Here is a 23,054-nt window from a genome sequence, read left to right as displayed (position 1 = left end):
TACTTTCCACAGTTTATTGAATCAGCGCACGATAGCGCTCGCGCAGCCGGTGACGAAGCCCCATTGCCAGCAGATTAAGTCCCAACACCAGCAGTACCAACAATAGTGCCGTGGCATATACCAGCGGCCGATCGGCTTCAGCATCCGGGCTCTGAAATGCCAGATCGTAGATCTGAAAACCCAAATGCATAAATTTACGGTCAAGATGCAAATAAGGAAAAATGGCATCAACCGGCAGTTCCGGCACCATCTTTACCACCCCAACCAGCATCAGTGGAGCCGTCTCCCCCGCCGCACGTGCAACCGCCAGGATAAACCCCGTTAACATGGCTGGGACAGCAAGTGGCAATGTGATGTGCCACAGCGTTTCTGCCCGCGTCGCACCCAGCGCCAGCGAGCCCAGGCGCAGCGCGGGTGGAATGCGTGATAATCCCTCCTCGGTAGCGACAATCACCACCGGTAAGGTCAGCAGTGCCAACGTCAGGGATGCCCAGAGTAACCCCGGTGTACCAAAGGTGGGATTAGGTAACGAAGCCGGGAACAGCAGTTGATCCAAGGTGCCGCCAATCAACCAGACAAAAAATCCAAGACCAAACACGCCATAAACAATCGACGGCACGCCAGCGAGATTGACCACTGCAATACGGACCAATTGCGTAAGCCAGTGGCGGTGCGCATATTCATGCAGCCAGACGGCCGCGATAACGCCAAGCGGCATCACTACGATCGACATCAACATGACCATAAGCACCGTACCAAAAATGGCTGGAAACACGCCGCCTTCGCTTTGTCCATCCTGCGGGGAATCGCTGATAAAATGCCAGACCTGGTTGCCAAAGTGGCACCATTTCTGCCAGTAATTCATCTTATTCGGATACCAGGCCATGATGATTTGCGCCAGAGGAATACGATGGTCGTTACCGCTGGCATCACGCAATATCAGCGTATTGCGATCGATCTCGCGATTCAGCGACGCCAACCGCAACGCCAGTCGATCGAACTGCCGCTGCAGATCGCTACGATCGGCCTGATAGATCGACTGCTGCCGGATGCTATAGGCTTTCTTCTCACTCAGCATTTCAGCCCGCTGCTGCAGCGTATCAAGCTGTGCATTGATACGTGCCATATTCACGCGGCGAATATGCTCTGCTTGCTTTAACTGAAGCGAGATCTGATGCAGACGACGCTGTAAAGCCTGGCGCATATCCTGCGCGATCAGCGCCTGACGGCCTTCCTCCAGGCCAACAAACCAGCCATATGCCATACCGCCGGAACGACGTTGTAATACTATCACCTGCTCCGGCTGCTGTTGTGCAGTGATATCCGAAGACAGCAATGTCCGGAAATCCGGGGCTGCAAAATCGCGATTGCCCGTTTTAATCACATAGCGCGTGAACGTATCCGGCAAATAAGAAGGGAGAACCCGTCCCTCTTTTTCAAGTTGTCTGCGCGATAGCGTGCTGCTGCTTACCGTCTCCCCGAGAAGCTGTATGCTTCCGGCACTGGGCTGATTTAGCGTAAATAACGTAATCGATTGCGGCCAAAATCCGCGCAGGCCCTGCCACGCCAGCAAAACAATCAGCAGCAAGAAAGCCAGCAAGCTGACAACAACGGCGCCACCGGTTAGCCAGCGCCAGCGCTCGTTTTGTCGTACCGCGCGGCTCATCCTTGTTCCTCATGATTGTTGAAGCGCTGGCGCAAGCGTTGCCGTACAACCTCTGCCAGCGTGTTTACGACCAGAGTAAACAGCAGCAATATCAGTGCGCTGAGAAACAGGATACGATAGTGAACGCTTCCAGCGGCGGCTTCCGGCATTTCGACGGCGATATTGGCAGAAATCGTGCGTAGTCCCTGAAATAAACCGCCATCGGCAATCGGCGTGTTTCCCGTTGCCATTAATACAATCATGGTTTCCCCTACCGCACGTCCAAAACCAATCATCAGCGCGGCAAACACACCGGCTGAAGCGCCCGGGAGAACCACTCGGGATAAGGTTTGCCACTGCGTTGCGCCTAATGCCATCGATCCCTGTCCCAGCGAAACGGGAACGCTAAAAATGGCGTCTTCCGCCAGCGTGAAAATTAGCGGGATCAGCGCAAATCCCATCGCAACACCCGCTACCAGTAAATTTCGCTGCTCATAACCCCGGGATAAACGATCGGCCAGCCCTGTACCAAACAGAGCCTTATCGACCCATGGAAAAAACCACAGGCAGCTAAACGACACCAGCAACAGTACGGGCAGCAGAATCCAGACCTCCCTGCCCTGCGTTGTGCAATATCGTCGCCAAGTTTCTGGCAGACACCGGATCCCCCATGGACACAGCAACAACGTGAGTGCCAGGATGAAGGGCAGTAGCAGAACACCCGCCAGATGGTCGGCAATACGGGGGGCCAGCCACAGGCTGGCAATGAGGCCCACGACCACGCTCGGTAATGCGCCCATCATTTCAACAGTCGGTTTTACCCAGCGCCGCAGCCCGGGCGACATAAACCATGCCGTATAAATTGCTGCCGCCAGCGCTAACGGCGTGGCGAACAGAAGCGCCAATACCGATGCCTTAAGAGTTCCAGCCACCATCGGCACCAGGCTGAATTTAGCCTGATAATGATCGTTCGCAGCGGTCGATTGCCATACCCAGTCCGGTCGGGGGTAGTTCTCATACCAGATTTTTTGCCACAGACTTTGCCAGCTAAAGTCGGGAAATGGGTTAGAAAGACGATAGTATTGCCATTGTCCCGCACGCTCCACCAGCAATCCGTCACCCTGCGGCGTAAAACTGGCACGGATAACTCCCCCTTCAAGCTGACGAGAGAAAATCTCGCCATCCTGCTTACTGGCATATAGCCTGAGCATCCCGCTGGGATCAATCGTGGCAAATACTCGGCGGTTCGGCTCACTAATGAGCAGCGGCTGCGGCTGCGCGCCGGTAAAGTGACGAATAAAGTTAAGATGAGGACCTGTCGGGCTGGCGATATCAAACCATTGTGAGATACCTGATGTACTGGCTATCAGTAACGAACTGCCACCGCTCATCAGCGTAACATGCTGGGGTAATGCTTTCAGGGTGAGGGTATCACGTAGCGTGACGCCCTGCGGCGTAATGCGCCATACCTGCAAAATATTGGCAGTGACGGTAATCAGCAGCGTGCCATCCGGCGTCAGCAACAGTCGCTCGCTATGTGCAACAGGAATGGTTTGCCGCAGCGGTAACTGATCTGTCTGCAACGTCACCAACTCAATCGTTTTTCCCGTTGAGCCCGCAATAATCCACGTTCCTGCGTACGTTCTGGCCACGGCAGTGAGGAGTAACGGCTGAGAGAATAGCGCAAGTGGGGCATCGCCCAGAGGGAATTTCCAGCGCGGTTCGGTACTGTTGAAATCGGGTTCCAGCACTTTTACCTGGCCATCACTCTGAAAAATAGCCATCCCCTGATTATCCGCTGTCACAGCCGCCTGTACAGGCCCCGACGCAATATGTAACGCGGGTTCCGCCGGCGCCCCATTCAGAGGTATAAACCGCGCATTGCCCTGCGCTTCGATACGCCAGCCCCATTGACCATTAGTCCCCATCGCCACCGACGGCTGCGGTTCCCACAGTAAAAATGGGCTGGTCGAATATAAAGACGGTGATGAAAATAGCGGAACCACTACCCAGATGAGCCATAAAAACAGTAACATCATGATCATCAGCACGCCCACTCCGCAAACGGTGACTACACGCCGTGTAACGCGATCGATATAGCGCCGACGTTTGTCGCTGAAGTGAACAGGAATATGGTTATCGATCATGCCAGGCAGGGTTTCCATTGTGCTGTGAACACGCTATGTTGCCCGTAGCCGTTTGATAAGACAACTCTGCCCTAAATAATTCATGTTGCAGGACCGCAGTACTCGCACCGTGAGCGAAGACAATAAACCAGTAATATGAAGATTGACGGGAGGTTGGACATTATTGCCATACTCTCGCCATAATAGTCGTGGACACTGGGTACCCTCGTCCTGAATCAGTAAACGGAGCAAAGATGGGTCAGGAAAAGCTATACATCGAAAAAGAGTTAAGCTGGTTATCCTTTAATGAACGCGTGTTACAGGAAGCGGCAGATAAAACTAACCCGCTGATTGAGCGCATGCGTTTCCTTGGTATTTATTCTAATAATCTTGATGAATTTTATAAGGTTCGCTTTGCCGACCTCAAACGCCGTATTTTAATTGGTGAAGAGCAGGGTTCCCCCAGCACGCCGCGTCATTTGTTGAAAAAAATTCAACAGCGCGTGCTGAAGGCGGATCAGGAATTTGATGGACTCTATAATGACCTCCTGTTGGAGATGGCGCGTAATCAAATCTTTCTGATTAACGAACGCCAGCTGTCACCGAACCAGCAGAACTGGCTGCGCCACTACTTTAAACATCATCTGCGCCAGCACATTACGCCAATACTGATTAATCGCGATACCGATCTGACCGAGTTTCTTAAAGACGATTACACCTACCTGGCAGTCGAAATTATACGCGGTGAAGAGATCAGCTATGCCTTGCTGGAGATCCCATCCGATAAAGTGCCACGCTTCGTTAACTTGCCGCCGGAAACCCCACGTCGCCGCAAGCCAATGATCCTGCTGGATAACATTTTACGCTATTGCCTTGATGATATTTTTAAAGGCTTCTATGACTACGATACGCTGAACGCGTATTCCATGAAAATGACGCGTGATGCCGAATACGATCTGGTCACTGAAATGGAGTCAAGCCTGCTGGAACTGATGTCTTCCAGTCTGAAGCAGCGTCTGACGGCCGAACCTGTGCGTTTCGTTTATCAGCGCGATATGCCGGATGCAATGGTAGAACTGCTGCGCGGCAAACTCAGTATCTCAAATTACGACTCAATCATTCCCGGTGGTCGTTACCATAATTTTAAAGATTTCATCAGCTTTCCTAACGTTGGCAAAGCCAATCTGGTGAATAAACCGCTGCCGCAGCTGCGCCATATTTGGTTCGATGCGTTTCGCAACGGCTTTGATGCTATTCGCAATCACGATGTGCTGCTCTACTACCCGTATCACACGTTTGAACATGTGCTGGAGCTGCTACGCCAGGCCTCATTTGATCCCAGCGTGCTGGCCATAAAAATCAATATTTACCGCGTGGCGAAAAACTCACGCATTATCGACGCGATGATCCATGCCGCCTATAACGGTAAGAAAGTGACGGTGGTCGTGGAACTGCAGGCGCGTTTTGACGAAGAAGCGAATATTCACTGGGCGAAGCGGCTAACCGAGGCTGGCGTACACGTTATTTTCTCTGCCCCCGGATTAAAAATACACGCCAAGCTGTTTTTGATTTCACGCCGCGAAGGCACTGAGATTGTTCGCTATGCTCATATCGGCACCGGAAACTTTAATGAAAAAACGGCGCGTATCTACACCGACTATTCATTACTCACCGCCGATGCCCGCATCACCAATGAAGTACGTCGCGTATTCAGCTTTATCGAAAACCCTTATCGCCCGGTCTCATTTGAACACCTGATGGTGTCACCGCAAAACTCCCGGCGCATGCTCTACCAATTGATTGATAGTGAAATCGCCAATGCGCAAAATGGTATTGCCGCGGGTATCACGCTAAAGGTCAATAATCTGGTGGATAAAGGTCTGGTCGATCGCCTCTATACTGCATCCAGCGTCGGTGTGAAGGTGAACCTGCTGGTTCGCGGCATGTGTTCGCTAATTCCAGATCTTGAAGGGATCAGCGAAAACATTCGCGTCATTAGCATCGTCGATCGCTATCTCGAGCACGATCGCGTGTATATTTTCGAAAACGGCGGGGATAAAAAAGTGTATCTCTCCTCCGCCGACTGGATGACGCGTAATATCGATTATCGTATTGAGGTTGCCGTCGCCATCCTCGATCCAACACTGAAACAACGTATTTTGGATATTATTGGTATCTTGTTCAGTGATACCCTTAAAGCCCGCTTTGTTGATAAAGAATTGAGTAACCGTTACGTGCCACGTGGCAACCGTCGTAAAGTTCGTGCGCAGTTAGCCATTTACGATTACATCAAATCCCTGGAACAACCTGAATAATTCACTATGCCAATATCTCACAAGAGTACGCCAAAGCCGCAGGAGTTTGCGGCTATTGACCTCGGTTCAAACAGTTTCCATATGGTGATTGCACGCGTTGTGGATGGCGCCATGCAGATACTGGGGCGGTTAAAGCAACGGGTGCATCTGGCTGATGGACTGGACGCCAATAATGTACTTAGTGAAGAGGCCATTCAGCGAGGATTAAGCTGCCTGACTCTGTTCGCTGAGCGCTTGCAGGGCTTCAGCGCAGCCAATGTAACCATTGTTGGTACCCACACATTGCGTCAGGCGGTCAATGCCGAGGACTTCCTGCAGCGTGCTGCGGATGTGATTCCCTATCCAATAGAGGTAATCTCGGGGCAGGAAGAAGCTCGCCTGATTTTTATGGGCGTTGAGCATACTCAGCCGGAAAAGGGCCGCAAACTGGTTATTGATATTGGTGGGGGCTCAACCGAACTGGTGATTGGCGAGGATTTTGAGCCCAGGCTGGTTGAAAGCCGTCGCATGGGGTGCGTGAGCTTTGCTCACCTCTATTTTGCTGATGATGTTATCAGTAAAGAAAATTTCCGCCGTGCGCGTCTCGCCGCAGCACAGAAATTGGAAACCCTGGCGTGGCAATATCGATTGCTCGGCTGGCAGTTTGCATTGGGCGCTTCAGGCACGATCAAAGCCGCCTGCGAAGTGCTGCTGGCAATGGGTGAGAAAGATAAGCTCATTACCCCCGAGCGCCTGGAGCGCCTGTACGATGAAGTCATCAAGCATAAATCCTTTGATGCACTGAGCTTACCGGGCCTTTCTGAAGAGCGTAAAACGGTGTTTGTTCCGGGTCTGGCGATTCTTTGCGGCGTATTTGATGCGTTGGCCATCCGCGAGCTACGCCTTTCTGACGGCGCGCTGCGAGAAGGCGTGCTTTATGAAATGGAAGGACGTTTTCGTCACCAGGATATCCGCAGCCGCACGGCCCAAAGCCTGGCCAATCATTATAATATCGATGCAGATCAGGCACGCCGCGTACTGGAAACTACCGATCGGCTCTATCTGCAGTGGAAAGAGCAAAATCCGCGGCAGGCTAATCCTCAGCTAGCAGCCCTGCTACAATGGGCAGCAATGCTGCATGAGGTCGGATTAACCATTAATCACAGCGGTTTACAGCGCCACTCATCCTATATCCTGCAAAATACTAATATGCCGGGATTTAACCAGGATCAACAGTCGCTGCTGGCAACGCTGGTACGCTACCACCGCAAAGCCGTAAAAGTGGATGAAATGCCGCGTTTTACGCTTTTCAAAAGGAAGCAGTTTTTGCCGCTGGTATTTTTGTTGCGTCTTGGTGCACTGCTTAATAATCAGCGTCAGGCAACCAGCACACCCGACTCGCTCAAACTGGACACGGACGACGGGCACTGGATCCTCACCTTCCCTGCCGGTTACTTTACCCAGAATACGCTGGTACAGCTCGATCTTGAGCGTGAACAGGCATACTGGGAGGACGTGATCGGCTGGAAATTGATGATTCAGGAAGAGGCGTAACCGCCAGAGTCCCCTTTTCGCCAGGCCGGGATATTCCGGCCTGTATCAGGAATGGTTTTATCATGATCAATTTCACAGAGAAGTATCAACTCAGTGCCACCCATTCGGAGATCGTCGAAGCGGCAAAACGTATCACACCCGGCCATGCTCTGGATCTGGGTTGTGGTAATGGACGCAATGCGCTCTATCTTAACCAGCTGGGTTTTAACGTTACCGCATGGGATAAAAACCCGCAGAGTATTGCAAGGTTAAATTATATTATTGCGCAGGAAGCGCTAAATAATATCGTCACCGATGTGAAAGACCTGGATGCGTATCGCTTCAATGGTGCTTACGATTTTGTTTTTTCTACAGTGGTCATGATGTTCCTGCAGCCGGACACCATTCCACAGATGATCGCTGATATGCAAGCCAGTACGGTTAAAGATGGATTTAACCTCATCGTTGCGGCCATGGATACGCCCGATCATCCCTGCCGCCTTCCGTTCCTGTTCACCTTCAAATCCGGTGAGCTGAGCCACTATTACCGCAAATGGCATATTGTGAAGTACAACGAAAACGTTGGCCAACTGCATAAAGTCGATGAAAACGGCAACCGTATTAGTTTGCGTTTCGCTACGCTGCTGGCGCAAAAATCCTCGATAAAAGCCTGAGTATCAGCCCGGTTCACTCTCTGCCGGGCCAGCTAAACTGATTAGCGGCTGTGGAACGCTGATCGCGTAACCCTGCAAATAATCTACGTGCATTTTTTTCAGTGCCGCCGCAACCTCTTCGGTTTCAACAAATTCGGCTACGACTTTCATACGTTTTAAACGCGCAACGCTACAGATTGACTCAATAATCTGATAATCCAGACTGCTTGCCAGCATATTGCGAATAAAGCTGCCATCAATTTTCAGCATATCGGCTTTGACTTCTTTCAGGCGGACGTAGCTGGCGTAACCTGTGCCGAAATCATCGATCGCGACCTGACAGCCTAAATGGCGCAACTGGTTGATTGAACGATTACCCCAGGCGAAATCGCTCAGCATATGCGACTCTTCGACTTCAATAATTAACTGCCAGGGTTCAACATTGTAGTGGTTTAAAAGCTCTTCAACTTCTTTAGCCAGCCGCGGGCGACAAAGCGTTGAGGCAAAAAGATTGATCGAGAAACGTCCGCCAGGCAATGCAAGACGATTAACATCGAGGAATTGTAACGTTTGTTCCAGAACCCATCGGTCAAGGTGCCAGCTCAGGCCGAACTCATGTACCACCGGCAGAAAGCTATCAGGCTTCAAATGTTCGCCATGGGAATCGATCATACGCAGTAAGATCTCATGGTAATCATCGCCGCGTAGCCCCTCAATGCGCTGCGCCATCAGAATAAAGCGATTGCTATCCAGCGCATCCCGCACCTCATGCAACATCGCAATTCTGTCTTTAATCTTGCGCTGCACGGGTAAACTGCCCTGCTGCACATTTTCTGGCAGACCACTACTCAGTGACACCTCTGCCATCGCGCTCATTTCACCTAACAGCTCATGTAAATGCCCAATCGGTGGCCGTACACTGCAAAAACTGATCCCAACGGCAGGCTGCAGCGGTAACCCATCCCAGGTCAGTTGATAGTGATTTAAACGCAGCGCAATATCTTCAATACGGGTCAGATGTGATGCATTATCCAGCCGTAACACCAGGTCGAATCCTGGCAGTTGATACACCCCTTCTCCGGGATTTAACAGCGGCTTAAGGTGGGCTGCAAGATTACGTTTGTATTGAATACGCAGCTGCAAACCGTAAGTTCTGCTGAGCAGGTCCAACTCCGGTATACGTAAAAAGCACAGAGTTGAATTATTATTCGCCGCCAGCGTCATATTTAACGAACGCAGATTCGGCAAACCAATTACCGGATCGATTAACGCGGCAAACCGGGCTTTATTTACAACCCGTCGCTGGCGTGTCCCAATCGCTGCCATCATAAAAATGGTTAAGGTAAATACCAGCAAATTTGAGGAGATAACGGCAAGATGCTGGGCCTGCGACGGCATCTCAAGATGAGACTGGCGGAACTGATACAGCAAGATCAGAATCATTGGCCAACTGATTGACGTGAGCAGATAACCAAAGCGCATTGCCGCCCACAGCATTAACGGCAATAGCAGCGTCAGGGTATAATCGCTGGCAAGTAAATTCTCCCGACTCGGCCGCACATAGGTCAATGCTCCCAGCATAATCGCCAGGAGTATTCCCCAACACACCAGTTCCAGGCGTGGCACGTCCTCAGCAATCTGCGCATTTAAATGCCGCCAGAGCGTACGTGCAAAGCGCGGATTTTTGATAATACGGATCAGGAAATAATAGAACTGTAGCATGGTGATGCACGAAATCAGTACAGCCTGATAGTTAATTAACGCGCGTATCGTGAATGGATCACGCGCAAAAATGGATGTGTTTACCGGCACAAACCCCATCGTAACCATCATTTGGTACAGAACAACCACCAGGGTAGGCAGAAAAAAAGCCAGCCAGAACAGGCGAACTGGCGTCATACTCAATTCGCCAAATCCTGCTCTCCAGCGTTTTCCCGAGTGCGTGCGGTAACCCAACCAGCAAACCAGCAGTGAAGCAATAAACACCAGGCAGGTGATAAATGCCTGTCCCGGCGTATAAATCCAAAAATAGCGGCACAGCAATGCCAAAATAATGCCGGGTAACGCTGCCCAGTCAAACACCATCAGCATCGCCGCCATCATAGCCAGCGGCAAATAAATCAGGTAAACATAACCTTCCGGCAAGAGCAGGCGGGCAGAAAACTGGCTGGAAAGGGGTAGCAGTAATAGAGGCAGAAAGAAAGGAAGCCCCCACCAATGAGTTCTGAATTGTTTAAGCCAGCGTAGTATTTGCATATCCGTTGTCATTTTTCTCTAAACAGGACGAGCGAATTGCATCGTCCACGAGCGGTGATCCTTACGAGACGGGAGAGAATGATCTCTCCCCACCTTAGATGCGCACATAGTAGGCACAATCGGGGGATGAATTTTGACACATATCAAATTAATCGGGTTATATATATATCTTACGCCAGGTAGCGGCATAGCGGTGACGTCACATGAATCAAAAGTTTGATATCAGTATGTGAGTGAGGTTGAAGACTTATTGGTTCCAGGCTATTCATTCACTTTACCATCGCTCATTATTGACCCTGGCCCCCTCTGTGCGTAATTTGTTATATTGTTCGCCTTAAGAGAATCCACAAGGAACCCACTGCGTGAATAACGCTATGCAAATACGAAAACTTCATAAAACCAGCAAAATGACACGTATCGTTTTACTGATCAGTTTTATTATTCTGATTGGCCGCCTGCTCTACACCATTCCCGGCGCCATTGAGCATCATCAGCAAAAAAAGAACGTGCCTGAAACGCCAACGCTTTCTGTTCCGACCAGCAGTACTCAATAACGCGGTCCATCAGGAAGAATTGGTGTACAGAAAGTAGCATGGTAACCGGATCCTTCCCGCGCATCTGGACGGTTTGTATTGCCCGTAATCCACATAACTTAAAAGCGTTCTCGTTGCCTGACAGCGATAGACATCGCCATCAGAAATGAATGTCGTGGCTCAGCGTAGCTTACGCGCCTGAAGCTTAAAGTATGGCAGGTATCATTCACTTATAGACAAAGGGACGTTCTATTTATGCCAATCCGTGCTTCGCACACTCAGCAACTGGCTGAAATACGCAGCCGCATTTTTACACTGCTACTCAACGATAACGATCTGGTTGATACGCTTCTCCAACGGCCACATCACGAAACGCAGGAAGAAACGCACAAAGTTGAGCAACATATTGCGGAGCTTAAGCAGCAGATTACCCTACTCCACGCTGCCGACCTTGCCGATATTCTTGAAGCGTTACCAGAAGACGAGCGTCTCGCCCTCTGGGATCTGATTGAAAACAATCGACGCGGCCAGGTACTTGTCGAAGCTTCCGAAAGCGTTTGGGAAAGCTTGATCGAAGAGATGAGCGATAAAGATATCCTGCGCGCCATTAAACCGCTGGATATTGATGAACAGGCTTACCTGGCCAAGTACCTTTCACGCGATCTTTCCGGTCGTTTGCTCACCTCGCTTGAGCCGGCACTGCGCTCACGCGTGCTTAATGTCATGCACTTCGATCGCGATCGCGTGGGTCGAATCATGGACTTCAATCTGCTTACAGTGCGAGCCAATGTTTCCCTTGCTGCGGTACAGCGCTTTCTGCGCCGCAAGAAAGCGATGCCGGAAGGTACGGATAAACTGTTTATTATCGATAAGAATAACGACCTACTTGGCGAGCTGGCCCTCACTGATATTTTGCTGAACACGCCGGAGAAAAAAGTCTTTGAAGTAATGAATCATAAACCCACCACCTTCCGTCTAAATGATAAAGCCGAAGATGCGGCCGGAGCCTTCGAACGCTATAACCTGATTTCCGCAGCGGTCATTGATGAACAGGGCAAGCTAATTGGGCGCGTGACGGTCGAGGATGTGATTGATTTAGTCAACGAAGAGAGCGATAGCAATATTCGTAAAATGGGGGGATTAAGTCCGGATGAAGATGTTTTTGCCCCGGTTAAAAAAGCGGTGCGTACTCGTTGGACATGGTTAGCCATTAACCTGTGCACTGCTTTTGTCGCTTCGCGGGTCATTGGTTTGTTTGAAACGACCATTTCAGAATTGGTGGCATTAGCCGCTTTGATGCCTATTGTCGCGGGGATCGGAGGCAATACCGGTAATCAGACCATAACGATGATTGTACGCGCCCTTGCGCTACACAAGGTTGAACCGGGTAACTTTTCCTTTTTGATTTTACGCGAGCTTGGTGTCGCGTTGATAAACGGTCTGTTCTGGGGCGGTATCATGGGCATTGTCACCTGGTTGATGTACGATAATCTGGCGCTCGGTGGCGTCATGATGCTGGCAATGGTCTTGAATTTACTGCTGGCCGCGCTGATGGGCGTGTTGATCCCGCTTATCATGATCCGGCTAAATCGCGATCCTGCCGTCGGATCCAGCGTTTTAATCACTGCGATAACCGACACGGGCGGTTTTTTTATTTTTCTCGGGCTGGCGACGCTATTTTTGCTCCATTGATTAACGTTATTTTCACGACGCTACCCCTGGTAGCGTCGTGCCTGAACAAAGGGTATTAATCCTGTTCCGTCTGCACTTTATTAACGCCAAGTCGTCCGATAAAAGGGATACGTAGCGCGGGAGATTTAATATCGACGCCCACGTTAAGTCCTAATACGTTGACCTCAATTCCCTCTTCAATCCCCAGAGTGATGCCCATAAGACCAAGGAGCGACACCTGAACGCCACGCCCTGAAGGCGATAATCCGACAGGATGCGTTAATGGCCGGAAGTCTTTACCGATGGCGTTAGCAGGCATGTCCAGCTTTAAAGCCGGCACGTCTCTACCGATATGTGCCATAAAAGTATTGCTGTTTGGCCCGGGCCAGACGTGGTAAGTGTGAGGATATGGGTAGTTTTTAATTGCCGCCTCAATCTGGGGGATCATCGTTTCAGCATGAGGGCCTCGATGATCCACCAGCAGTCTGGGACGAGCACCAAACCAGTACCCATCGGGAAGCGCATAATCACGGCGGACAACGTCAGTGCTCCCCCAACTGATCACTTCATAGCGGCTGTATTGCGTTTCACCGGCCTTCTTCATAATGATCCAGGGGTGTACCGCGACAATCCCACGCCAACCGTAAGTTGAGGCAACATAGACCTGAACGATAGCCTCGTTTCTGAATTTTGCCGGATCGGGGGCAACGCCTGCAGAATCACGCCGGGCTGTCATCCAACTTTGGCCGTTAAAGATTTCGCCTCCGAAAGCGGCTTTAGCCAGACTTTGCCCAAAGGAGAGGAGCAGTACGCAAAGAAACCCAACGCCTAACTTTTTGAAAGCATTCATATTATTGCCTAAATAATTCGAGTTACCACGTAGCGACAAATCGATAAACACCGAAGCACTATGTGAACCGGATACACGAACTTAACCAACAAACCTGCGGCTTGAAGTATGGTGGGTATACCCTTTTATCGACTGGAGAAGATGTACAGATACGGGCACGATGACCGGCCAGTCGGGCTGGAAAGAAACCGAATAATGGCCACCACGAACGAAATTACAGCAGAAAATATACCGACTTTTAAACCAAACTAATACTCAACTTGAGCTATAGGCCCCCACGACCAGCCATTATGGCAACATTCGCTAAATGCGTTGCACATTGTCAGTGTTATCTGAAACGAAGACCTGCACAGTAGCAATTTTCCAGGCATCGCTGGGGAAAATACCCGCGACGCGCGATGAAACCGATCTTCCGTGAAGAATGAGGGGATTTCGGAGTTCGCCTCACCATTCCGGTAAGGTATAATCTGCTTTTTGCGGATAAATTATGTTGTCCTCTTCCATTCGCCTCAACAAATACATTAGCGAGAGCGGGATCTGTTCTCGTCGCGATGCCGATCGCTATATCGAGCAGGGTAATGTTTTTATTAACGGAAAGCGTGCCGCTGTTGGCGCTCAAGTCTTTGCCGGAGATAGTGTAAAAGTTAACGGTCAGCTCATTGAACCGCGTGATGAAGAGGACCTGGTGCTTATCGCGCTAAATAAACCCGTGGGTATCATCACAACCATGGAAGAAGGTGAGCGGGACAACATTAGCGATTTCGTTAACCACAGCAAACGTGTTTTCCCAATCGGCCGACTGGATAAAGATTCTCAGGGGCTGATTTTTTTGACTAATCACGGCGATTTGGTTAATAAAATTCTGCGCGCAGGCAACAACCACGAGAAAGAGTACGTGGTGACGGTTAATAAACCGGTGACCGATGAGTTTATCCAGGGCATGAGCGCAGGCGTGCCGATGCTGGGAACCGTGACCAAAAAATGCAAAGTGCAGAAAGAAGCCCCCTTTGTATTTCGCATCACGCTGGTACAGGGGCTTAACCGCCAGATTCGCCGTATGTGTAAACACTTTGGCTATGAAGTCACAAAGCTTGAGCGTACGCGCATCATGAACGTCAATCTTAAAGGACTCCCTCTGGGAGAATGGCGGGACCTGACCGATGATGAGCTAATTATGTTATTCAAGCTGATCGAAAACTCATCATCCGAAGATAAAACCGTGAAAAAAACGCAGGCTAAGAGTGCCACGGCCAGGAAACCGACCAATAGCAGTGCTAAAAGCGTCGGGAAACCTGAGACAAATACCGCCTCCCGTAAGCGCTTTGCCCAGCCAGGCCGGAAGAAAAAAGGTCGCTAGATATCAGGCCTAAGACAATATGGCTACCAATACCGATTCTGTTGGAGTGGCCCGCATAAGCGGGCTTCGTCGAAGTATTGTATTGAAGAAAGCTTGTCTGAAAACCCGTTTAGCCTTGCTTTACAGGGTACAAAATATATAGTTCCGAACGCTAACCACTTACGCCCATTATTTATCGCGATACCTCAGCTTACAACTGAAAGTGGGTACCCAGAAATATTCTGCTCTTTCGCTTCGTGTGGGATAAATTTTGCCATACACTAATCCGCACCAAAAATTAAAAACACCGTTCCGCTAAACTATAAAAGTTGCTATGACCATGAAAACACTTCGCGCTATAACGTTATCCGCAATCACTGTTGCTACAATGGTAAGCAGTGCAGGCTTTGCTTATGCGAATAAAGTCACCCCTTATTACGATGGTTCCAACCAAATACGCACCCTCCTGGACAGTGACGTCATCGCCCAGGCACTTGGCAACCAAATGATTGAAACAATGGACTATAAAGGCTTCCGCGAAGACATGGCGCGGATGTGGAAGATTGACACGGAGAACTGCACGATTCGGGTTGCTTTGGTTGTTGATGCACATCCACAAAGTGCACAGAAAGGTATCGTTTATAAAGTTGAAGAGCCAGTAAAAAACTGCAAATAAAGGCGGATAACGCCCCCCGCACCAGTACCTGTCGATCGGCAAGAGCCTGCATCGGCAGATAGCACAAAGAAGCATCATCATTAGTGTCACTGGTGGTGTTTCTATACTCCTTCCGCTTTGCTCTACATTCTGCCCCGCATGATAATCTCTCCCCCGCTTTCTGATTAGCTCTATCTATCGTTCGCTTAACGTCATGAAATGAGCAGCAGGAGAAAAGCATCAATAGTTTCGCGAAATACGGCAAAATACAGGATAAGCCAAACGAACGCCCTGAAAGGTACCGGACGTACCCTGCATGTATTTCAGATACATTACTCAGACAAACAATGGCCCGTTTTTGTTGACCATTACATCGGCTTTGAGTCGCTCCTCAGCATACATTTTTTTGAGACGACGATTTTCCTCTTCCAGCTCTTTAAGGCGGGTCATCATGGACGCATCCATTCCGCCCAAACGTGAGCACCACTTATAGAAACTGGCACTGCTCATGCCATGCTCGCGGCACAGTTTAGCGACCGGTTGTTCCGGCCTCGGCAAGCTTGAGAATGGCCATGATCTGGCTGTCGGTAAAACGTGACTTTTGAGCTTCGCTGCCTTCGGGTCATAGAAATCTCCCCGGTTCAGGTTACGAGAAAATTCTACTTATGAACACACCGGTTTTTCGGGGGGATTACCAGGTGATACACCGTAAGCGCTGGAAAAACCTTGCAGAAGTAGAGCTTGCGACACTGGCGTGGGTGGACTGGTTCAATAATCGAAGGTTACTTGAACGGTTAGGACACATACCGTCGGTAGAAGCCGAAAAAGCCTGGTATGCTTCCAGTGCAAATAATGATCTGACAACCTGAGCTTCCGGACTTAAAACTCTCCAAAAAAACCGGGGCGGTTCAGGCCCGGGCCGATATCTTCGATTACATTGAAGTCTTCTACAACCGGGCCCAGCGCCATAGTCATCTGGGCGGCGTCAGTCCATTCTATTCAGAAAGGTGTCTTTTCTTACACGTTCAATATGGATGGTTAAAAACATGATTTCTTCCTCAGTAAGCTCGCGCTGATACTTTTTATGTAAAAGCAATCCTATTTTTTCTGAGCATTTCCAGGCTAACGTATAGTTTTCTTTTACTGCCTGGTGAAGGGTTTCATCATCATCAGGTACGACATTGCGTGATAACATCCGTTGAGCAAAAAATTTTAAATGGGTGACAAAACGCTGGTAACTGAGTGCCGTAACATCATATTCAAGACGTAACTGATATTTCACCAGGTTCAGAATCTCCTGCATAACCTGAGTAATATGCATGACTTCCGGCATTTCACTATTTAACTGTGCGGTGACCAGGTGTAGCGCAATAAATCCCGCTTCATCTTCAGGTAACTCGACGCCGAGACGCTTTGCAATCATCGTACGTGCCTCATTACCCAGTGCAAACTCTCGCGGATAAAGACGCTGAGTTTCCCACAGCAACGCATTTTTAATGGAAAGCCCCTTTTTTTGCCTCTCGATAGCGTAGTGGCAATGATCGGTAAGCGTGATATAAAGGCTATCCTGCAGTTTTCCTAGCTGGTTACGCGCCAGTTCAATAAAGCGATCGCATGTGGTAAGTACCTCCAACGGGATCTGGCTGATAAGTTCACCAAGACGGTGGGTCAGTTCGTCACTCTGTAATGCAAACACTTTTTCTATACGTGATTCATCAAGGACGTCGCCCACTCTTTTCTGAAAGGCCAGCCCTCGGCCCATTACCACACGTTCCCGCTGTCGCGCATCCAGTATTACAACGACATTATTATTGAGTATTTTGGCGATGATCATCTGCCCCCCAAAAAATTAAAAACCTGCTCCATGATACGTACTGGAAATCAGGTTTATTTGCAAAAATCTGTCTCAGTCCGCCACGCCATCTGCCACCAAACAATTCCCTTTGAAACTATTTGGCTAAAAGCGTGGCATCGTTCTGTCGCATGCTCGTCGGTTTATAAAACGTTAAACCGATACTCCATTATGACTTCCGAAGCCAGCGTATTCGTACGCGTATAATGGCCGTCTGTAAGGACTGGCGTTTTTCCTTTGGTCTTATATGACCATCCAGGTCCAAACATTGCCCAAAATGTGAAATTTTTAAAATACGATTGAGAAGGTGCCCAACGACTGAAGGCGCTGATTTCCCCACTGCGTACGTGATTACCCTTGTAATTAAATTGTCCTATATTTCCCGCCAGGCCAACAGCGAAATCGGGTGTCAATCGATATTCGGTGATGTTCGCTAACATCAGTTCCCCGTCACGCAGGTAATCGTCGCCAGCATAGGCCATGGAGATAAATGTACCTCGGGAATTTTTACTCATGTGCCGTGGATAAAATCCGACTTCATTTGTTTTTTTAGCATCCGTATAGCCGATACCCAATTTGCTGCTCCAGCGTTCAGCTTTCCATGTGGTATCCATCGCAAAATGCCAGGCATTATTATCAAAATCACGTTTACTCGCAGGCATTGTGCGATAAGCATCCTGGGCGTGTGTGCCATATATCTGGGCCCCAATCTTTAACCGGGAATCGGGACGAAACTGAGTAAAAAGTTGATGCCGCTGCAGATAGTTTTTACTTTCACCATAGGCGTATTGCACATCAATATCATCACTTTTCCAGAGAATTTCACCGCTTGTCAGATAACTGATATCTTTACCAGTATTGGTCCGGAATTGTTTTTTATCCGGTGAGTTTCTATCCATCGAATTTTCAATCCATGCCCCCCGTACAGTAACCTGCCCGTAGCTTACTGAACCACTTATTCCTGAATAGGTCGTAGGAGAGAGACGATTAGACGTAGAGATAACGCCGTAATTTTTAAGCATTTGCCAGCCCCAGCGCGCATTTAGCTGAGTATCCAGGAAGTTATAATTAAGCTTGATATTACGCTGACCAAATTTTGAATACCCTTCAGCATTGCTTTTGCTATTCCCTGCACCATGGCTATAAAGCACTCCTCGGGAGTTAAAATAATCGCTGGCTCCCAATTTTACAGCACTATAATACGCAAAATCAAATCCAATAACATCTAAAAAATAACCAGACTGATAATCTGCCGAAAAACCCTGCCCCCAAGCATTATGCACATATTTAGGATTAGCATTTTCTTCTTTAAGATATTTCCAGTAATTCTTTGTAGAAAGAGTAAACTGTGAATTTTTGAAAAAATCATCATTTAAAAAATCGTCTGTGGACGCCCATGAGGATGAGCTAATCCCGCACGTCATTAACGCGAAAGCAATATACTTAAACATCATATCCCCCAAGAAAAAGAGTCGCCATAACTCATTAATTTCATGAAATTTTTTATGGCAACTAAAAGAATAAAAACTATAAAATTTAGTTATTTTCTAATGCCTGTTTACCGGCCTCAACATACTTCATAGTACCAATTTCAGGTATGCTGTACTTACCGTCTCGGTAAATGATTTTAACAACCGCAGCATTAGAGAGTGGAAGGTTTTTAGCTGGATTGTTCGTCAGGTCGGAAATCATTATCTGTATGGCGGTTCCGGATGAAATAACCAGTATATTTTTATCGCCGTCATTTTTAGCATTTTCAATAATCGTCGCTAACGCAGCCTGAGTGCGTGTTTTTACCTGCTTATAGTTTTCTGCAAGATGTTGAGGGTCAGATTTGGCCAAAGAATCCTGGCTTTTGCTCACTGGAAGCGAGCCTGCTTTCATCGCCTTAAATAAGGCCTTACTGTCCGCCAGTCCTAATTCATGGGCGCTAGAATTGGCCATATCTTTATTATACCCACCTTCAAAACTGCCAAAAAAAGCTTCACGCAGCCCCGTCAATTCTGTTAAATGATAATCAGAGACTCCAGCTTGCTGAAGAATAACTGCCATCGTTTCACGTTGCCGGCCAGCATCACTGGAATAAAAACGGTCGAAGTTGATCTCTTTTAGTCCTTCTCCCAAATAGCGCGCGACCTGTTTTCCTTCATCAGTAAGTGGGGAATCAGCCCACCCCTGCACACGATCAAATGTATTAAGTAACGTTTTCCCATGCCGAGCGAAATAGATGGTTATAACGTCATCACGGGCGCTTTTATCTTTAGTTTGTGCCATTAATTGAGGGCTGTTAATAGCAATAAAAACCATCAAAACACTAAGTAGCCATCTCTTCATCTGTAGGTAATCCCTTTTCTATAGCCAAAAAAAAACCTACGTCCCCTTCAGAAGCCCAATATGTGGCTTGAGAAGAAAACGTAGGTTTTGCCTGTTTAAACAGTAACAATCCAGTTGCTGCAGACATTATCACTAATATTTTTCAAGTACATCTGATAATTATGTAAATGTGATCCTCCTCATATCACTCGCGTTTCCAATTTTGAAGAGCATGGGGTATAAGCTGCATGATCAATAACCAATAAAGTGTGATACTCATCACAAAAAAAGGTTTATCTGTCTGGACGTAAATGTCTACAGAACGTATTTTCTATATGAACTTGGGATTGTTACTGATTCAGGCAAAACCTAAGGCCCCTTTTGCAAACGGATGCAAAAGGGGCCTTAGGTTTTTTTTTGCATTGTATTTATCCCCTCAGGGATAACAGGAGCCACGATGAAAATGACATTTATTGCCGCTGCGCTGATCTCTATTTTCTGTTCTACGGTGTCCGCAGCCCCGCTAAAAATTTTGATTGTAAACGACGATGGCTGCGAATCTCCGGGCAGTGTTTCGCTACAGGAAAAGCTCACGCAAAAAGGTTTTGATGTATGGCTGGTTGCTCCGACAACCAATCAGAGTGGGATCGGTTCTGCAATCACCTTCAAAACAGATAAAGTCTTCGATGTTAAGTTAGCTGCCAGTAAACGCTACTGCTTCCCCGGAACACCCGCTGATGCTGTCGATTTTGGTTTGCAGGGCCTTCTGAAAAACAATGCCCCTGATCTGGTTATTTCAGGCGTCAACGATGGCCCAAATACGGGGATGGCTCAGGTTAATTCCGGTACAGTAAGCGCCGCAGCAAGGGCTATACGCTACGGTTTCCCGGCAATAGCAGCCAGCATAGGATATATCTATACCGAAGATGAGATGAAGAATAAATGGCCCACCACTCATAAATACTGGCCTGATGCGATTGATTATATCGTAGACGTTGTTGAAACGCTTAATCATAAACATATTTCTGGCTCACCTTTACTGCCTAAAGGCACGGGATTAAGCATCAACTATCCACCGCGGGAAAAATCAAAAATTAAAGGCGTTCACTATGTGGAAAACGATATGTTTCCAACACCGCAGGTTGGCTATGATATTTTACCTGATGGACGCGCTAAACAAACCCTTAATCCACTATCATTAAATAGCCTAAAGGATGATACCGATTCTGGCTGGCTTAACAAAGGCTATATCACTTACACCATTTTTAATGGCGCATGGAATGCACCACAATTTCAGTCACAATATGAAGAACTGCTGAAAAAATAATTTAACAGCACATTTTACAACATAAGCAGGATTATTTCTGCTTATGCAGGCGACCCCCGATACATCGGTGATAATTTTCTCAGGCGGTCAATTTTTTTATTTCAGTACAGATGACAAAAATGAAAATAAAATATGAGGATCTGGCACGCGATATTCTCCACTGCGTTGGCGGCCGGGAGAACATCAGTAGCCTGGTACATTGTGCCACCCGACTTCGCTTCAAACTTAAAGATGATAATAAAGCAGATGCGGAAACGCTGAAAAAAAATGCGGATATCATTATGGTTGTAGAAAGCGGCGGCCAGTTTCAGGTCGTCGTAGGCAACCATGTTCATGATGTCTGGCAGGCGGTATGCCAGGTTGCTGGCATTACAGAAGATACGCCAGCGACCAAAGGAAAGCAGGAAAAAAAGACAGGCCTGCTGGCGGCTTTTATCGACATCGTGTCCGGGATTTTTACCCCGTTCCTCGGTGTACTGGCCGCGTGCGGTATCCTAAAAGGTTTTCTGGCGCTGAGCGTCGCTTTGGGGTGGTCAAGTGGTATGGGGGGTACATGGCGAATTTTGTTTACAGCCAGCGATACACTTTTCTACTTCTTGCCTATTGTGCTGGGCTACACAGCCGGGAAAAAATTTGGCGGCAATCCATTCATTACCATGGTTATCGGTGGCGCCCTGGTACACCCGATGATGGTAGAGGCGTTCAACGAGGCTGGGGAGGTGGCCAAATTGAGCTTCTTCGGCATTCCGGTTGTACTGATTAACTATACCTCGTCGGTTATCCCCGTTATCTGCGCGGCATGGTTCTCATGCTGGCTTGAACGCCTGTGTAATAACCTCTTCCCCTCGGCGGTAAAAAACTTTCTGACGCCGTTAGCCTGTCTGGTCATTACGGTCCCACTGACCTTCCTGGCTATTGGACCTTTAGCCTCAGGACTAGGGGAACTATTGGCGTCAGGATTCCAGGCAGTATACAAATTTGCGCCGTGGCTGGCAGGTGGGATTTTGGGTGGTATCTGGCAGGTGTGCGTTATTTTTGGCCTGCACTGGGGGCTCATTCCCCTGATGATGAACAATATGGCGGTGTTCGGTCATGACCCAATGCTGGCAATTCTTTTACCTGCCGTGTTTGGTCAGGTTGGTGCAGCACTGGGCGTATTCCTGAAAACGCGAGATCAGCGTCTGAAAGCGTTATCCGGGTCGGCCAGCATCGCTGGCGTGTTTGGCATTACCGAACCTGTCGTTTACGGCGTGACATTACCTTATCGTCGACCATTTATTTTTGGCTGTATCGGCGGAGCTATTGGTGGAGCGATTGTAGGTTTTAGCCTGAGCCAGGTCTACTCATTCGGACTGGCGAGTATCTTTACCGTGGCGCAAATTATTCCACCGGCAGGAATCGATTTCACCGTGTGGGGAGCAATAATAGGCGTGGTCATTGCGTTTATCTTCAGCTGCGTAATGACATTTTTAGCGGGATTGCCCGCCGCAAAAACTCTGACTGCAGCTAGCGCCGCCAGCGTCACTGCTGACGTTGATGGAAACACAGTATTGGCACCGCTTAGTGGCGCAAGTCTCGCACTTGATAACGTGCCGGACGCCACATTCGCCAGCGGATTAATGGGCGCGGGGGCGGCAATTATTCCCTCGGAAGGAAGAGTGGTTGCGCCATTCCATGGAGAGGTTGCCAGCCTTTTTGCTACCCGCCACGCCATTGGTTTACTCAGTGATACAGGGATCGAAATTCTGATCCACGTCGGTATTGATACCGTCAAACTTAACGGTGAGTACTTCACCGCGCATATTAAAGAAGGCGACAAGATAGCACCTGGCGACCTGCTGATTACGTTCGATCGCGACGCTATCCTGGCAAAAGGTTTTGATCTGTGCACCCCCGTCATTATGAGTAATAGCGATGATTTCCAGGGGCTAGAGCAAAAGAATGAAACCGCTTATGTCAATGCAGGCGATCCTTTTCTCTATGTAATACGCTGAAATTAAGGTAGGTAGA

At 48.7% G+C, this 23,054-nt stretch carries 16 protein-coding genes and 2 pseudogenes; 10 read left to right on the top strand and 8 right to left on the bottom strand.

Annotated elements, in window-relative coordinates; genetic code table 11:
* Window positions 1-13: 13 nt before the first annotated feature.
* Both pstA and J1C60_RS05355 read right to left on the bottom strand, forming a co-directional pair.
* A complete protein-coding gene (gene pstA / locus J1C60_RS05360) occupies window positions 14-1,666 on the bottom strand; it encodes a phosphate ABC transporter permease PstA (protein WP_128179177.1) in 1,653 nt (550 codons plus the stop codon).
* Window positions 1,663-3,792, bottom strand: a complete 2,130-nt coding sequence (locus tag J1C60_RS05355; protein ID WP_128179176.1) for an ABC transporter permease subunit — start codon at window positions 3,790-3,792, stop codon at window positions 1,663-1,665. The genes pstA and J1C60_RS05355 overlap by 4 nt, the downstream gene beginning before the upstream one ends.
* A 233-nt stretch (window positions 3,793-4,025) precedes the next feature.
* Here J1C60_RS05355 and ppk1 point away from each other — a divergent pair, with 233 nt between their 5' ends.
* From ppk1 to tehB, 3 genes are all read left to right on the top strand, one after another.
* Complete coding sequence (ppk1, locus tag J1C60_RS05350) at window positions 4,026-6,086, top strand: polyphosphate kinase 1 (RefSeq protein ID WP_128179175.1); 2,061 nt, start codon at window positions 4,026-4,028, stop codon at window positions 6,084-6,086.
* A 6-nt stretch (window positions 6,087-6,092) separates the two neighbouring features.
* Window positions 6,093-7,619 (top strand): exopolyphosphatase, encoded by a 1,527-nt coding sequence (gene ppx / locus J1C60_RS05345; protein ID WP_128179174.1) that lies wholly within the window; start codon window positions 6,093-6,095, stop codon window positions 7,617-7,619.
* A gap of 62 nt (window positions 7,620-7,681) precedes the next feature.
* A complete protein-coding gene (gene tehB / locus J1C60_RS05340; protein WP_128179173.1) occupies window positions 7,682-8,272 on the top strand; it encodes a tellurite resistance methyltransferase TehB in 591 nt (196 codons plus the stop codon).
* Between the two features lie 3 nt (window positions 8,273-8,275).
* On the opposite strand, the gene J1C60_RS05335 is transcribed toward tehB, so the two are convergent.
* Window positions 8,276-10,507, bottom strand: a complete 2,232-nt coding sequence (locus J1C60_RS05335) for an EAL domain-containing protein (protein ID WP_128179172.1) — start codon at window positions 10,505-10,507, stop codon at window positions 8,276-8,278.
* A 362-nt stretch (window positions 10,508-10,869) separates the two neighbouring features.
* On the opposite strand from J1C60_RS05335, the gene J1C60_RS05330 reads away from it, so the two are divergent.
* Together J1C60_RS05330 and mgtE are read left to right on the top strand one after the other, a co-directional pair.
* Window positions 10,870-11,061: a YfgG family protein gene (locus J1C60_RS05330; protein WP_164877314.1), complete on the top strand. Its 192-nt coding sequence runs from the start codon at window positions 10,870-10,872 to the stop codon at window positions 11,059-11,061.
* Between the two features lie 234 nt (window positions 11,062-11,295).
* On the top strand, window positions 11,296-12,732 hold the full coding sequence (gene mgtE / locus J1C60_RS05325) for a magnesium transporter (RefSeq protein ID WP_128179171.1): 1,437 nt from the start codon (window positions 11,296-11,298) through the stop codon (window positions 12,730-12,732).
* A 55-nt stretch (window positions 12,733-12,787) separates the two neighbouring features.
* On the opposite strand, the gene J1C60_RS05320 is transcribed toward mgtE, so the two are convergent.
* On the bottom strand, window positions 12,788-13,561 hold the full coding sequence (locus J1C60_RS05320; protein ID WP_128179170.1) for a DUF3750 domain-containing protein: 774 nt from the start codon (window positions 13,559-13,561) through the stop codon (window positions 12,788-12,790).
* A gap of 487 nt (window positions 13,562-14,048) precedes the next feature.
* Between J1C60_RS05320 and rluF the strand changes: the two genes are divergently transcribed.
* On the top strand, window positions 14,049-14,918 hold the full coding sequence (gene rluF / locus J1C60_RS05315; RefSeq protein WP_220485715.1) for a 23S rRNA pseudouridine(2604) synthase RluF: 870 nt from the start codon (window positions 14,049-14,051) through the stop codon (window positions 14,916-14,918).
* A 313-nt stretch (window positions 14,919-15,231) separates the two neighbouring features.
* On the top strand, window positions 15,232-15,573 hold the full coding sequence (locus J1C60_RS05310) for a hypothetical protein (protein ID WP_128179168.1): 342 nt from the start codon (window positions 15,232-15,234) through the stop codon (window positions 15,571-15,573).
* A gap of 345 nt (window positions 15,574-15,918) precedes the next feature.
* Here the strand turns inward: J1C60_RS05310 and J1C60_RS05305 are convergent.
* Window positions 15,919-16,126 (bottom strand): annotated as a pseudogene (locus J1C60_RS05305) (transposase); the annotation flags it as partial.
* 121 nt (window positions 16,127-16,247) lie between these two features.
* On the opposite strand from J1C60_RS05305, the pseudogene J1C60_RS05300 reads away from it, so the two are divergent.
* Window positions 16,248-16,421: pseudogene (locus J1C60_RS05300) on the top strand (IS3 family transposase); the annotation flags it as partial.
* 116 nt (window positions 16,422-16,537) lie between these two features.
* Here the strand turns inward: J1C60_RS05300 and licT are convergent.
* From licT to J1C60_RS05285, 3 genes are all read right to left on the bottom strand, one after another.
* The gene (gene licT, locus J1C60_RS05295; protein ID WP_128179167.1) at window positions 16,538-17,386 is read right to left on the bottom strand and encodes a BglG family transcription antiterminator LicT; all 849 of its coding nucleotides are present in this window, start codon (window positions 17,384-17,386) and stop codon (window positions 16,538-16,540) included.
* A gap of 161 nt (window positions 17,387-17,547) precedes the next feature.
* A complete protein-coding gene (locus J1C60_RS05290; RefSeq protein WP_375139792.1) occupies window positions 17,548-18,858 on the bottom strand; it encodes an OprD family outer membrane porin in 1,311 nt (436 codons plus the stop codon).
* 82 nt (window positions 18,859-18,940) lie between these two features.
* A complete protein-coding gene (locus J1C60_RS05285) occupies window positions 18,941-19,738 on the bottom strand; it encodes a histidine phosphatase family protein (RefSeq protein ID WP_128179165.1) in 798 nt (265 codons plus the stop codon).
* 436 nt (window positions 19,739-20,174) lie between these two features.
* Between J1C60_RS05285 and surE the strand changes: the two genes are divergently transcribed.
* On the top strand, window positions 20,175-21,044 hold the full coding sequence (gene surE, locus J1C60_RS05280; protein WP_128179164.1) for a 5'/3'-nucleotidase SurE: 870 nt from the start codon (window positions 20,175-20,177) through the stop codon (window positions 21,042-21,044).
* 125 nt (window positions 21,045-21,169) lie between these two features.
* On the top strand, window positions 21,170-23,038 hold the full coding sequence (gene bglF, locus J1C60_RS05275) for a PTS beta-glucoside transporter subunit IIABC (protein ID WP_128179228.1): 1,869 nt from the start codon (window positions 21,170-21,172) through the stop codon (window positions 23,036-23,038).
* Window positions 23,039-23,054: the final 16 nt, after the last annotated feature.

The sequence above is a fragment of the [Pantoea] beijingensis genome, assembly GCF_022647505.1.
Classification (GTDB): Bacteria; Pseudomonadota; Gammaproteobacteria; order Enterobacterales; family Enterobacteriaceae; genus Erwinia; species Erwinia beijingensis.
The sequence above is the reverse complement of the archived record's forward strand: the minus strand, read 5'-3'. Positions and strand labels throughout refer to the sequence as shown.

What these genes read in the sequence shown, in the direction of transcription:
- rluF (WP_220485715.1), top strand. Translation starts at nt 14,049, where the DNA reads ATGTTGTCCTCTTCCATTCGCCTCAACAAATACATTAGCGAGAGCGGG.
- ppx (WP_128179174.1), top strand. Translation starts at nt 6,093, where the DNA reads ATGCCAATATCTCACAAGAGTACGCCAAAGCCGCAGGAGTTTGCGGCT.
- pstA (WP_128179177.1), bottom strand. Translation starts at nt 1,666, where the DNA reads ATGAGCCGCGCGGTACGACAAAACGAGCGCTGGCGCTGGCTAACCGGT.
- J1C60_RS05285 (WP_128179165.1), bottom strand. Translation starts at nt 19,738, where the DNA reads ATGAAGAGATGGCTACTTAGTGTTTTGATGGTTTTTATTGCTATTAAC.
- mgtE (WP_128179171.1), top strand. Translation starts at nt 11,296, where the DNA reads ATGCCAATCCGTGCTTCGCACACTCAGCAACTGGCTGAAATACGCAGC.
- J1C60_RS05335 (WP_128179172.1), bottom strand. Translation starts at nt 10,507, where the DNA reads ATGCAAATACTACGCTGGCTTAAACAATTCAGAACTCATTGGTGGGGG.
- licT (WP_128179167.1), bottom strand. Translation starts at nt 17,386, where the DNA reads ATGATCATCGCCAAAATACTCAATAATAATGTCGTTGTAATACTGGAT.
- ppk1 (WP_128179175.1), top strand. Translation starts at nt 4,026, where the DNA reads ATGGGTCAGGAAAAGCTATACATCGAAAAAGAGTTAAGCTGGTTATCC.
- J1C60_RS05310 (WP_128179168.1), top strand. Translation starts at nt 15,232, where the DNA reads ATGACCATGAAAACACTTCGCGCTATAACGTTATCCGCAATCACTGTT.
- tehB (WP_128179173.1), top strand. Translation starts at nt 7,682, where the DNA reads ATGATCAATTTCACAGAGAAGTATCAACTCAGTGCCACCCATTCGGAG.
- surE (WP_128179164.1), top strand. Translation starts at nt 20,175, where the DNA reads ATGAAAATGACATTTATTGCCGCTGCGCTGATCTCTATTTTCTGTTCT.
- J1C60_RS05290 (WP_375139792.1), bottom strand. Translation starts at nt 18,858, where the DNA reads ATGATGTTTAAGTATATTGCTTTCGCGTTAATGACGTGCGGGATTAGC.
- J1C60_RS05320 (WP_128179170.1), bottom strand. Translation starts at nt 13,561, where the DNA reads ATGAATGCTTTCAAAAAGTTAGGCGTTGGGTTTCTTTGCGTACTGCTC.
- J1C60_RS05355 (WP_128179176.1), bottom strand. Translation starts at nt 3,792, where the DNA reads ATGATCGATAACCATATTCCTGTTCACTTCAGCGACAAACGTCGGCGC.